The sequence below is a fragment of the Cryobacterium sp. 10S3 genome, assembly GCF_034344045.1.
GTDB lineage: Bacteria > Actinomycetota > Actinomycetes > Actinomycetales > Microbacteriaceae > Cryobacterium > Cryobacterium glucosi.
This window is the reverse complement of record NZ_CP133773.1, coordinates 1,969,291-1,981,934: the sequence shown is the minus strand read 5'-3', so window position 1 is coordinate 1,981,934 and position 12,644 is coordinate 1,969,291. Positions and strand designations below refer to the sequence as shown.

The 12,644-nt window shown below is 67.7% G+C and carries 7 protein-coding genes; 3 read left to right on the top strand and 4 right to left on the bottom strand.

Annotated elements, in window-relative coordinates:
- Window positions 1-147 precede the first annotated feature (147 nt).
- Both RHM57_RS09205 and RHM57_RS09200 read left to right on the top strand, forming a co-directional pair.
- Window positions 148-1,956 (top strand): hypothetical protein, encoded by a 1,809-nt coding sequence (locus RHM57_RS09205; RefSeq protein ID WP_134447641.1) that lies wholly within the window; start codon window positions 148-150, stop codon window positions 1,954-1,956.
- The gene (locus RHM57_RS09200) at window positions 1,953-2,927 is read left to right on the top strand and encodes a tetratricopeptide repeat protein (RefSeq protein ID WP_322189774.1); all 975 of its coding nucleotides are present in this window, start codon (window positions 1,953-1,955) and stop codon (window positions 2,925-2,927) included. Before RHM57_RS09205 ends, RHM57_RS09200 begins: the two co-directional genes overlap by 4 nt.
- A gap of 94 nt (window positions 2,928-3,021) precedes the next feature.
- On the opposite strand, the gene glgB is transcribed toward RHM57_RS09200, so the two are convergent.
- A complete protein-coding gene (glgB, locus tag RHM57_RS09195; RefSeq protein WP_322189773.1) occupies window positions 3,022-5,259 on the bottom strand; it encodes a 1,4-alpha-glucan branching protein GlgB in 2,238 nt (745 codons plus the stop codon).
- On the bottom strand, window positions 5,256-7,226 hold the full coding sequence (locus tag RHM57_RS09190; RefSeq protein ID WP_322189847.1) for an alpha-1,4-glucan--maltose-1-phosphate maltosyltransferase: 1,971 nt from the start codon (window positions 7,224-7,226) through the stop codon (window positions 5,256-5,258). The genes glgB and RHM57_RS09190 overlap by 4 nt, the downstream gene beginning before the upstream one ends.
- Before the next feature lie 215 nt (window positions 7,227-7,441).
- Between RHM57_RS09190 and glgP the strand changes: the two genes are divergently transcribed.
- Complete coding sequence (gene glgP, locus RHM57_RS09185; protein ID WP_322135700.1) at window positions 7,442-10,030, top strand: alpha-glucan family phosphorylase; 2,589 nt, start codon at window positions 7,442-7,444, stop codon at window positions 10,028-10,030.
- On the opposite strand, the gene ybaK is transcribed toward glgP, so the two are convergent.
- Together ybaK and glgX are read right to left on the bottom strand one after the other, a co-directional pair.
- Window positions 10,027-10,515, bottom strand: a complete 489-nt coding sequence (ybaK, locus tag RHM57_RS09180; protein ID WP_370294844.1) for a Cys-tRNA(Pro) deacylase — start codon at window positions 10,513-10,515, stop codon at window positions 10,027-10,029. The two genes, glgP and ybaK, sit on opposite strands and share 4 nt — an antisense overlap.
- 29 nt (window positions 10,516-10,544) lie before the next feature.
- Complete coding sequence (gene glgX, locus RHM57_RS09175; protein WP_134447650.1) at window positions 10,545-12,587, bottom strand: glycogen debranching protein GlgX; 2,043 nt, start codon at window positions 12,585-12,587, stop codon at window positions 10,545-10,547.
- Between the last annotated feature and the right edge of the window lie 57 nt (window positions 12,588-12,644).

Here is a 12,644-nt window from a genome sequence, read left to right as displayed (position 1 = left end):
GCGGCCGCGCGTCCCGTCTACAGGGGTCTATTAGGCAGCTTTCAGGACGAGACAGTATCGTGGAATGTCCTGTCCGCTGCTTCCCGGACCCGCTCCGGGTTCAAGCACCCGTGTGTGCGGAGCGGCTGGCGACACAGGAGGGTATCAGTGCGTTTCCTTTTTGCCATCGTGGCGCTCGTCCTAGCGGGTGTGATGATCGTGCTCGGCATTGCCCAGCGGACGGTTTTCCTCGAACCCGCGACGAGTAGCCTGAGCGCGACCATCGCCGCCGACGCTCCGTACGCCGTGATCGATTCCAGTGCCCTGACGGAGCACCCGGGCGCCCAGACCGTCACCCTCTCCGGATCCGACACCCTGTTCGCGGCATATGGCCGCACGGCGGATGTGAAGGCGTGGCTGGCCGGACACGAGTACGTCAGCATCCACTCGACCGATAAGAACGGGCCCGGCCTCGGAAGCGACACCGTCCCCGCAGACACCGATGTTCCCGCAGGCACGGCGCCGGTCGCCGCAGCGACCGTGACGAACCCGGCCGGTTCGGACCTCTGGCTGGAGGAATTCACCGGCACGAAGGAACTCACGGCGACCGTGAACCTGCCGGAAGGCATTTCGATGATCGTCGCCTCTGACGGCACCAACCCCGCGCCGTCGAAGGTGAGCATCACCTGGCCCGTGGACAACTCGACCCCCTGGGCCGGTCCGCTGATCATGGGGGGCGCCATCCTCGCCCTTGTCGGGCTCATCCTGTACCTGTGGGCACTCCTCCACCTGCGCAGGTCGCACGGCCCTCGCCGCAACCTGCCCAAGGGTCCACGGATGCCGCGACTTCCGCGCGCGCCCCGCCCCAAGTCCATCAAGGCGAGCGAGATCACCGGGCGACGGTCGATCGGGCGGTCCCTGATCGCCGTTGTTCCGATGTTCCTCGTGTCCGGACTCGTCCTCACGGGATGCTCTGCGGAATTCTGGCCGGGCAGCACCCCGACCGATGCTGCCTCCCTCAGCCCGACGCCTGACGCGAGCGGGGCGGCCGTCGTGATCAAGGACGTGCCTCCGGCCGCCGTGACGGTGCCGCAGCTCGAGCGGATCATGACCAAGATCTCCGCGGTCGCAGCGGACGGTGACAAGAACCTGAGCGCAGACATCCTCGCGACCCGATTCACCGGTCCCGCCTTCGACCAGCGCCTGGCCAACTACAAGGTGCGAGCCATCGCTCCCGACTTCCCCGCACTGGCCGCGCTCCCTGCCGGACCGCTCACGCTCTCGCTTCCGCAGCAGTCTGCGACCTGGCCCCGGGTCGTGATGACCGTCGTCCAGAACAAGGACACCCCGGATGTCGCGCCGACCGTCGTCGTGCTCCGCCAGGAGTCGGCACGGGCGAGCTACCTCGTCGAATATGCGGTGCAGCTCGAGCCCTCAGCGAAGATCCCTGACCTGGCCCCCGCCACGATCGGCGCACCCATCATCGCCCCCGACTCGAAACTGATGCTCCTGCCGCCCGATCAGGTCGCGGCCGCATACGCGGACATCCTCAGCAATGGCGAGGCGAGCCCGTCGTTCGCCCTGTTCGATGCGACCGGGGACAGCTTCCGCACCCAGATCGACGCGAACAAGGCGGACAAGAAAGCCAAGCTGCCGACGACGGCGTCGATCGAATTCGGTGCCAAGGCGAGCACAGGGCCCACGATCGCCCTCGCGACGAACGACTCGGGGAGCATCGTCGCGGTCAGCCTCGAGGAGACGGAAACCGTCAAACCCGTCGACGCCGCTGCGACGGTCAGCCCCGGTGAGGGCGCGGTCGCCAGCAAGGCGCTCTCCGGCCTCACCGCCACCGCGAAGGGCTTCAAGAACACCTACGCCGACCAGCTTCTGTTCCACGTTCCCGCCGCCGGTTCGAGCGATAAAATTGTCCTCCTTGGCTTTGCCCAGGGACTGATCTCGTCTACGGAGCTTCCATGAGCATTGTCCCCCCGTCCGCCGCCAGCATGCGCGGTGCGGTCGATCTGTCCTCCCTCCTGAACCGGCCGCCGGCACCGGCGGCCGGGGGAGCCGGCTCAACCGGAGCTGCCGGACAGGCGGGTCAGGCCGGGGCGGTTTCGGTTCCGAGTCTCGTGTTCCAGGGAACGGACGCGAACTTCGGCGAGATCCTCGACCTGTCGGCGAACGTTCCGGTCATCGTCGATCTGTGGTCGGCGCGCAGCGAGCAGAGCGCTGAACTGACCCTCGTCCTCACCAGGCTGATCCTCGAGTACGGCGGTCGGTTCGTGCTCGCCACGGTCGACGTGGACACGAACCCGCAGCTGACCCAGGCCTTCCAGGCCCAGTCGATCCCGACCGTCGCCGCGGTCATCGGCGGCCAGCCCGTCGCGCTCTTCAACGGCGTGATCGCGGAGGATCAGGTCCGTGCGGTCCTCCAGCGGGTGCTCGAGCTCGCGGCGGAGCACGGCGTCGTCGGGACGGCGGTCGCTCCGGAGGGAGCGGATGCGGCGACCCTGGTCGCCCCTCCGGAGCCCGAACTCCCGCCGCACCACGTCGAGGCCTACGAGGCGATCGAACGGGGCGACTACGCCGCCGCGATCGCGATCTACAAGACGGCACTCGCCAGGGATCCCAGGGACAACCTCTCCGTCGCCGGGCTCGCCCAGGTGGGGCTGCTCGCCCGGCTCCAGGGCAAGACGCTCGCGGAGATCCGTGCAGCGGCAGCGGCCGCGCCGGATGACCTCGAGGCGCAGCTCCTCGTCGCCGACCTCGATCTTTCCGGCGGGCACGTCGAGGATGCCTTCGACCGGCTCCTCACGCTCTTTCCCGCCCAGGACGCCGCGGGCAAGAACCGCATCCGCGAACGCATCCTCGACCTGTTCGAGGTCATCGGCCAGGACGACCCCAGGGTCGCCCCCACGCGCAAGCGCCTGACAATGCTGCTCTACTAGCCGGCGTAGCCCCGCGAGAGTACGAAAATGGCCCCCTCCCGACCGGGGAGGGGGCCATTTTCGTACTCTCGCGAAGTTCAGCAAGCAGCGGCGTCTAACGGCGCAGGCGCAGCCAGACGCCGGCGAGGGCCGGCAGCGTGACGAGGGCGGATGCCGGTCGCCCTGTCCACGGTTCCTCTGTCGCCGTGACCTGGCCGAGGTTCCCCATCCCGGAACCACCGAAATTCTGCGCGTCCGTGTTCAGGATCTCGTCCCACACGCCCGCGAACGGCAGCCCCACCCGGTAACCAGTGTGCGGCTGGCCGGCGAAGTTGAACACACACGCGATCGGCGTGCCCGAGTCGTCCCAGCGGAGGAACGAGACGACGTTCTGCGCAGCGGCCCCTCCGTCGAGCAACTCGAACCCGGCAGGGTCGGTGTCGCGTTCCCAGAGCGCCGCGTTGCCCCGGTAGACCCGGTTCAGCTCGCCGACGAGGGTGAACAGTCCGCGATGGGGGGACTGGTCGAGCAGCCACCAGTCGAGGCCACGCGATTCGCTCCATTCCTGGAGCTGGCCGAATTCCTGGCCCATGAACAGGAGCTGCTTGCCCGGGTGAGCCCACATGAAGGACAGGTACACCCGCACGTTCGCGAGCTTCTGCCAGTCGTCTCCCGGCATCCGGGCGACGAGGGAGCCCTTGCCGTGCACGACCTCGTCGTGGCTGATCGGCAGGAGGAAGTTCTCGCTGAACGCGTAGACGAAGGAGAAGGTGATCTCGTTGTGGTGGTACGAGCGGTACATCGGGTCGATGCTCGTGTACTCGAGCGAGTCGTGCATCCAGCCCATGTTCCATTTGAAGCCGAAACCCAGTCCGCCGCGACTGGTCGGAGCCGTGACGCCGCCCCAGTTGGTGGATTCCTCGGCGATCATGACCGTGCCGGGGTTGCGCTTGTACGCCGTCGCGGTGACCTCCTGCAGGAGGCTGATCGCCTCGAGGTTCTCGTTTCCGCCGTAGATGTTCGGCTCCCACTGGCCGTCCTCGCGGGAGTAGTCGAGGTACAGCATCGACGCGACCGCGTCCACGCGGAGACCGTCGATGTGGAACTCCTCGAGCCAGTAGAGCGCGTTCGCGACGAGGAAGTTCCGGACCTGGGTCTGGCCGAAGTCGAAGACGTAGGTTCCCCAGTCCATCTGCTCACCGCGGCGGGGATCCGCGTGCTCGTAGAGCGCCTGGCCGTCGAAACGGGCGAGGGCGAAGTCATCCTTGGGGAAGTGCCCGGGCACCCAGTCCATGATCACGCCGATGCCCGACTGGTGCAGCCGGTCGATCAGGTAGCGCAGGTCGTCCGGGTGGCCGAACCTGCTGGTCGGGGCGTAGTAGCCGGTGACCTGGTAGCCCCACGACCCGCCGAACGGATGCTCGGCGAGCGGCATGAACTCGACATGCGTATAGGCGAGCTCGTGCAGGTAGTCGATCAGCTGGTCGGCGAGGTCCCGGTAGCCGAGCCCGGGCCGCCACGACCCGACGTGCATCTCGTAGATACTCATCGGCCGTTTGTGGGCCTGGGTCCTGGCCCGCTCGGCGAGCCATTCCGCATCCGCCCACTCGTAGTGCGTCTCGCCGATGACCGACGCGGTCATCGGGGGCACCTCGGTGTACCTGGCCATCGGGTCAGCCTTGCGCACCCACTCGCCGGACTGGGCGAGAAGTTCGAACTTGTAGTTCGACCCTGGGTGCAGACCGGGGACGAAGAGCTCCCAGACGCCCGTGCTGCCCATGTTGCGCATGGCATGCAGGATGCCGCTCCAGGAATTGAAATCACCGATCACTCGCACGGCCTGCGCGTGCGGAGCCCACACCGAAAAGGACGTGCCTGCGACCAGACCGGCCGTTTCGTCGGTCGGGAGAGGAGCGACGGTTGTGCCGGAATGATAGTGGGCTCCGATTACGTCCCAGAGTCGCTCGTGCCTGCCCTCGCCGATGAGGTGCAGGTCGAGTTCGCCGAGAGTCGGCAGGAAGCGGTACGGGTCGTCGACGATCCAGGTGGGGGCGTCCGGATACCGGGCCTCGAGCTCGTATGCCTGGAGGCCGACGGTGCTCACGCCCTGCCAGACTCCGTAGCCGATGTGCACGAGCTCGATGTGGGCGCCGGACTCGAGGATCGCGAAGACCTCGCTCGCGAGCGGGCGCAGCGCACGGATGACGGTGAGCGGGTCCGCGATCGTCGTCCCGCCGATCAAGTGCTGCCCGAGGATCTCGTGGGGGTTGTAGTAGCGGGCTTCGGCGATCGCCTGCAGGATGCCCGGGGGAACCACCGGTACGGTGGCGGGGCGTGGGGTCTTTGGCGTCATCGTGCTGCTCCTCTGACGTGCAGGATGTGTACCGGTTCGGCAGCGGCATCCAGTCGCACGAAGTTGTCTGCTGTCCAGGTCCAGATGGCACCGGTGATCAGTTCCTCGACCTCGAAGACCGTGCCGGGCTCGAGCCCGAAACGGGTCACGTCGAGGCGCACCATGGTCTCGCGCACCGAATGCGGGTCGACATTCACGACGACGATGATCGCGTCACTTGTCCCTGTGCCGGTGTGTGCCGCATCGAGGTACTTGCTGTACACGAGCACCGCGCCGTCGTCACTCGTGTGCAGGTCGAGGTTCCGCAGCTGGCCGAGTGCGGGATGGGCGCGGCGGATGGCATTGAGCAACGAGACGTACGGCGCGAGGGACTCGCCTGCCGCTTCCGCCGCCGCAAAATCGCGCGGGCGGTACTCGTACTTCTCGTTGTCGATGTTCTCCTCGGCGCCGGGGCGCGGCACGCTCTCGAAGAGCTCGAAACCGGCGTACATGCCCCAGGTCGGGGCGGCTGTCGCGGCGAGGGCCGCCCGGATCTTGAAGGCGGCGTGTCCGCCGACCTGGAGGAACTCGGAGAGGATGTCCGGGGTGTTCACGAAGAGGTTCGGGCGGTAGAAGTCCGCCGTCGTCGTCGCGAGGCCGTGGAAGAACTCCTCGAGCTCGGTCTTCGTGTTGCGCCAGGTGAAATAGCTGTACGACTGCTGGAATCCGACCTTGCCGAGCGCCTGCATGAGCGCAGGGCGCGTGAACGCCTCGGCGAGGAAGATCACGTCGGGGTTCTCTTCGGTGACCCGGTTTATCAGCCACTCCCAGAAATCGAGGGGCTTGGTGTGCGGGTTGTCGACGCGGAAGATCCGCACGCCGAGGCCCATCCAGTAGCGCACGATCCGCAGCACCTCGGCACGGATGCCGGCTGGATCGTTGTCGAAATTGATCGGGTAGATGTCCTGGTACTTCTTCGGCGGGTTCTCGGCGTAGGCGATGCTGCCGTCCGGGAGGGTGGTGAACCACTCAGGGTGCTCGGTCACCCAGGGGTGGTCCGGCGAGGCCTGCAGTGCGAGGTCGAGGGCGACCTCGAGGTCGTTCTCCGCTGCTGCGGCGAGGAAGTGCCGGAAGTCGTCGACGGTGCCGAGGTCCGGGTGGATGGCGTCGTGGCCGCCGTCCTCCGATCCGATCGCCCAGGGCGAGCCGGGGTCGTTCGGTCCGGCGTTGAGGGTGTTGTTCGGGCCCTTGCGGTACGAACGGCCGATCGGGTGGATCGGTGGGAGGTAGAGCACATCGAAGCCCATCGCGGCGACGCCGGGGAGGCGGTCCTCTGCGGTGCGGAACGTTCCACTCTGCCAGGAGTGGTCCGCGCGCTGCACGGCGCCCTCTGAGCGGGGGAAGAACTCGTACCAGGAGCCGACGCCGGCCCGGGTGCGCTCCACGCGCACGGCGCGCTGTGCCGATGTCGACGACAGTCCTGCGAGTGGGCGTGCGGTGATGAAAGCGTTGAGCGAGGGGGTGTCCAGCAGGGCGAGGCGATCGTCGACCGAGATGCCCGGGTTGGTGAGGTCCGCTGCGGCGTGCGCGAAAACGCGACGCTCGGCGGCCGGACGGCGCTTGTCCGTTCCGGCCGCAGCGAGGAGCATGGAACCCTCGAGGAACGTCAGCTCGATGTCGATCCCGGCGGGGACCTTGATCTCGGCGGTGTGGCGCCACGTGGCCCACCCATCGGCCCAGGCGCGCACCCGGTACTGCCAGATGCCCTGCCTTCCAAGTGTGACGAGGGCTGTCCACCTGTCGGTGCCCGGGGCCCCCGGGTGCATCGGATGCTCGGACCGGTTCCCCTCGGGATCCGTCAGGAGCAGGGTGACCCCGATCATGTCGTGACCCTCACGGAATGCCGTGGCCCCGAAGGGGACGGCCTCGCCGACGAAGGCCTTCGCCGGCCACAGATTGTCGGCCAGCTGGGGTGCGAGGTCGAGGATCGGAATGCGTGAGATGCGCGTCGGCTCCTCCTTGCCTCGCTTGCCTTGACCCGCAGGGGGAGCCAGGTCCGTGCCGGCGTCGGCGCCTGCCACGGATTCGGGAACAACATTTGCACGTTTAGCTGTCTTTGCCACAAGATGACCGTAGCGCGAATTGTGCGGTTTCCGGGGGAGGAACGGGACAGAGACCTGCCAGCGCCTCTAGGCTGGGACGCGTGAAGGCGATCCGTAAATTTACAGTCCGCACCGTCGTGCCCGAGGCTCTAGCAGCCCTCGATGAGCTTGCCGGTAACCTGCGCTGGTCCTGGCACGAGCCGACCCGCCAACTCTTCGAACACATCTCACCAGAGTTGTGGCGCGAGATCGGTACTGATCCCGTTGCCTTGCTCGGCGCCGTCGATCCGGCCCGGCTCGTGGCGCTCGCCGCAGACCACGAATACGTCTCCTGGGTCAACTCGATCAGGGACGGGCTGCGCTCCTATCTGCAGGAACCGCGCTGGTACCAGGGCCTCGAGGGTGACAAGCCCGCGTCGATCGCCTACTTCTCCCCGGAGTTCGGCATCGCCGCCGCGCTCCCGCAGTACTCCGGCGGCCTCGGGATCCTCGCGGGTGACCACCTGAAGAGCGCCTCGGACCTGGGCGTCCCTCTCATCGGCGTCGGCCTGTTCTACCGGGCAGGCTACTTCAGCCAGGCGATCTCCCCGGACGGCTGGCAGATCGAGAGCTACCCCCTGCTCGATCCCGACGGACTGCCCCTGTCCGTGCTGCGCCGTGCCGACGGCTCCGCCGTGCAGGTCTCGCTCGCCCTCCCCGACAACCGCACCCTGCACGCCCGCGTCTGGCAGGCGAACGTCGGCCGCATCCGCCTGCTCATGCTCGATACGGACATTCCCGAGAACGCGGACGACCTGCGCCTCGTCACGGACCGGCTCTACGGCGGCGGCGGCGAGCACCGGCTGCTGCAGGAATTGCTCCTCGGCATCGGCGGCGCCCGCGCCGTGAAGGTCTGGAGCGCCCTCAACAACCGGCCGGAACCCGAGGTATTCCACACCAACGAGGGCCATGCCGGGTTCCTCGGCCTCGAACGCATCTCGAGCCTGATCGGTGACGGACTGAGCTTCGCCGAGGCCCTGCAGGTCGCGCGGGCGGGAACGGTGTTCACGACCCACACACCCGTCGCCGCGGGAATCGACCGGTTCGAGCGCAGCCTCGTGCAGCGGTACTTCGAGACCGACCTCCTTCCCGGTGTCGGCGTCGACGAGCTCCTCGCCCTCGGCGCGGAGAACTATCCGGGCGGGTCTCCCGACGTCTTCAACATGGCGCTGATGGGCCTGCGGCTCGGCCAGCGCGCCAACGGCGTCTCCAAGCTGCACGGCGAGGTCAGCCGACGGATGTTCAAGGGACTCTGGCCGGGCTTCGACGCCGAGGACGTGCCGATCGATTCGATCACCAACGGCGTGCACGCCCCGACCTGGACGGACCCCTCGCTGCTTCACCTCGCCGAGGACCGCCTCGGCACGAGCGATACCTCTGAGGCCGACTGGGCCTCGCCCGCGATCACCGACGACGACCTCTGGGCCGTGCGCGGCACGATGCGCCTGCAGTTCGTCGAGGACGCCCGCCGGCGCATCGCCGCGGCCTGGCTCGTGCAGAACCCGGGCGGGATCGTGCCGGCATGGATCGGCCAGGTCTTCGATCCGAAGGTGCTCACGATCGGGTTCGCCCGCCGCGTCCCGACGTACAAGCGGCTGACCCTGATGCTGCACGACCCCGAGCGGCTCCGTGCCCTGCTGCTGCACCCGGAGCACCCGATCCAGATCGTGATCGCCGGCAAGTCGCACCCCGCGGACGAAGAGGGCAAGCGCCTCATCCAGAAGGTCGTGCAGTTCGCGGCCGACCCGGAGCTGCGCACCCGCATCGCGTTCCTACCCGACTACAACATCGGCATGGCGCAGCTGATGTACCCCGGCACGGATGTCTGGCTCAACAATCCGCTGCGTCCCCTGGAGGCCTGTGGCACCTCGGGAATGAAAGCGGCACTCAACGGAGCGCTGAACCTCTCGATCCTCGACGGCTGGTGGCCTGAGTACTACGACGGAAAGAACGGCTGGGCGATCCCGTCGGCTGATGCCGCAGGCGACTCCGCCGAGCGGGACCGGATCGAAGCCGACGCGCTCTACGAGCTCATCGAACACCATGTCGCTCCCCGCTTCTACGACCGCAACGGCGACGGTGTTCCCGAACGCTGGGTCGCCTCGATCCGGCACACCCTCGCCACCCTCTCCCCGGAACTCAACGCCGGCCGGATGGTGCGCCAGTACGTGCAGAAGCTCTACCGCCCGGCCGGGGCCGCCGAGGCACGCCTGTCCGCGAACAACTACCGTGCTGCGCGCGAACTCGCCGTGTGGAAGGGGCGCATCGTCGCCAAGTGGCCGGGCGTCTCCGTCGCCCACGTCGAGTCCGGCGGGGTCGCCGCCGTTCCCAAGGTCGGCGACGAACTGCACCTGCGTGCCCATGTGCAGCTCAACGGGCTCGACCCCGCGGATGTCACCGTCGAGGTCGTCTACGGGAAGAGCCTGGCCAACGACGAGCTGAGCGGCGTGCACACCCTCGCGCTCGAGGCGGTCGTCGACCCGGATGCCGCGGACGGTTCCGACTCGCCAGAGCAGGGCGGTGCGACCCTCTTCACTGGGACGGTCGCGCTCGACCGCGGCGGCGCGTTCGGGTACACGGTGCGCGTCGTCCCGAAGAACGACCTGCTGGTGAGCTCGGCAGAGATGGGCCTGATCGCCGTAGCCGGCTAGCGCGCGATAGGGGCGGTGAGGGCGTCGGTGGCGGCGAGGAGGTCCGCCGGCGCCAGCTCGATGTCGAACCCGCGGCGGCCGCCGGACACGAACACGGTGTCGTACAGCAGGGCGGTCTCGTCGACGACGGTCACCAGGCGGGTCTTCTGCCCGACCGGGCTGATGCCGCCGAGCACATAGCCGGTCTTCCGCTCGGCGAGTTTCGGGTCGGCCATCACGGCCTTCTTGGTCCCGGCCGCGTGCGCCAGGGCTTTGAGGTCGAGCTGGCCGGCGACCGGCACGACGGCGACGACGAGCGTGCCATCGGCATCCGCCAGCAGGGTCTTGAACACCCTGGCCGGGTCGAGCCCGAGTTTTGCAGCGGCCTCGAGGCCGTACCCCGTCGCCGACGGGTCGTGGTCGTAGGCGTGCGGCGTGAACCGGATGCCCGCGTGCGTGAGCGCGACGGTCGCGGGCGTCCCACCGGCGCCGTCGTGCTTCTTCACCACTGCGACTCCTCTGCGACCGGGCCGGACTAGCTCGCCCGGAACAACTGCATCGACGCACCCGGCACGAGCAGCCGGGTGCCGGGGATGTGCTCGATGACCGCGTCGCTCAGGTCGTCGTGACTCGAATCCCAGAGCAGCGAATACGAGGAGACGCCGGCGTGCTCTGGCAGCGTCACCGTCACGTCGCGCTCGCGGCCCTGCACGATGAGGAGGATCCGGTTGAACTCCTCGAACTCGGGCGTCGACGCCGCGAGGTACTGCAGGGTGCGCTCCTTCGGGGAGTGCCAGTTGTCCTCCGACATCGACTTGCCCTCGATGTTGTACCAGTCCATCTCGCTCGCGCTCAGGGTGGTTTCGCCGGAGCGGCCGAACCACACCGGGCGGAGGGCCGGGTTGTCACGACGCAGCTGGAGCAGCTTCTTCGTGACACGGTGCAGGTCGATCTGCCAGTCGTCGAGGTCCCAGTTCAGCCAGGTCAGCTCGCTGTCGTGGCAATACGCGTTGTTGTTGCCGCGCTGGCTGCGACCGAATTCGTCGCCGGCCGTCAGCATCGGGACGCCCGCGGAGAGCAGAAGCGTGCCGAGGAGGTTGCGCATCGCCTTGCGCCGGGTCGCGAGGATGCCGCGGTCGCGCGTGGGTCCCTCGGCCCCGTGGTTGAAGGAGTTGTTGCTGTCGGTGCCGTCGCGGTTGGACTCGCCGTTTCCGACGTTGTGCTTGACGTTGTACGCGGTCAGGTCGGCCATTGTGAAGCCGTCGTGCGCCGTGATGAAGTTCAGCGACGCGAGCGGGCCGCGTTCGAGGGAGAAGGTGTTCGCGGAGCCGGCCAGCCGGGTCGCGAAGCGGCCGATGCCGCTCCCGGAGTGGCCGTCCCTGGCCGCCGCGATGTCGGTGAGCCAGAACGAGCGCATCCGGTCACGGTAACGGTCGTTCCACTCCGTCCAGCCGTCCGGGAAATTGCCGGTCTGCCAGCCGCCCATGCCCACGTCCCACGGCTCGGCGACGAGCTTGACGCCGGCGAGTTCCGGATCGGACTGGATGGATTTGATCAGGGGATGGTCGCGCTGGAACTCCACGTTGTCCCCGCGGCTCAGCGTCGCGGCGAGGTCGAAACGGAAGCCGTCGATCTGCACGTCGTTCGCCCAGTACTTGAGAGAGTCGAGCACGAGTCGGCGCGGCACCTCGTTGGAGACGTTGAGGGTGTTGCCGCAGCCGGTCACGTCGATGTAGCCGCCCGCATCGTTCTGGCGGTAGTAGGTAGCGTTGTCGATGCCGCGGAGGCTGCTCGCGGGGCCGCCCGGACCCTCCTCGGCGGTGTGGTTGTAGACGACGTCGAGGATCACCTCGAGGCCGGCCTCGTGCAGGAGCTTGACCATTCCCTTGAACTCGCGCAGCACGGCTTCCGGACCTGCCGACTGGGACGCCATGGTCGCATAGTCGGCGTGCGGGGTGAAGAAGTTGAAGGTGTTGTAACCCCAGTAGTTGGTGAGACCCTGCTTGAGCAGGCGCTGTTCGGAAACGAACGCCTGCACGGGGAGGAGCTCGACCGAGGTGACGCCGAGTTCCTTGAGATAGGTGATCGTCGATTCGTGCGCCAGGCCTGCGTAGGTGCCGCGGAGGTCGGCGGGAATGGCCGGGTTGAGCTTGCTGATGCCCCGCACGTGCGCCTCATAGACGACGGTGTGGTCAAGCGCGATCTTCGGCTTCACCGAACCGGCCCAGTCGAAGGCGTCGTCGACGACGGAGGACTGCCACTGCTCAGGGCCGACCCTGACGAGGCCTCGAGAATAGGGCTCGACCATGGTCTTCTCGGGGTGGAACGAATTCGTGGATGCGGCAGGCCCCGAGACGCGGATGCCGTAGTGGCGGCCCGCGGACAGGGTGCGACTGCGACCGGACCAGACATTGTCCGCGTCGCGGGTCATCGGCACGGTCTTGACGATCCAGTTCGGGTCCGTGGCGTCGAAGATGCAGAGGTCCATGGCCTCGGCGTTCTGCGACCAGACACGGAGTTCGCCGACCCCGGCTGAAAGCCGCACGCCGAGGTTGTGCAGGGGATCGGCGTGAGTCATGCGTTCTAGAGTAATGAGTACGGAGACTGGCCGTGACCACCGGCGCACGCTCAGCCA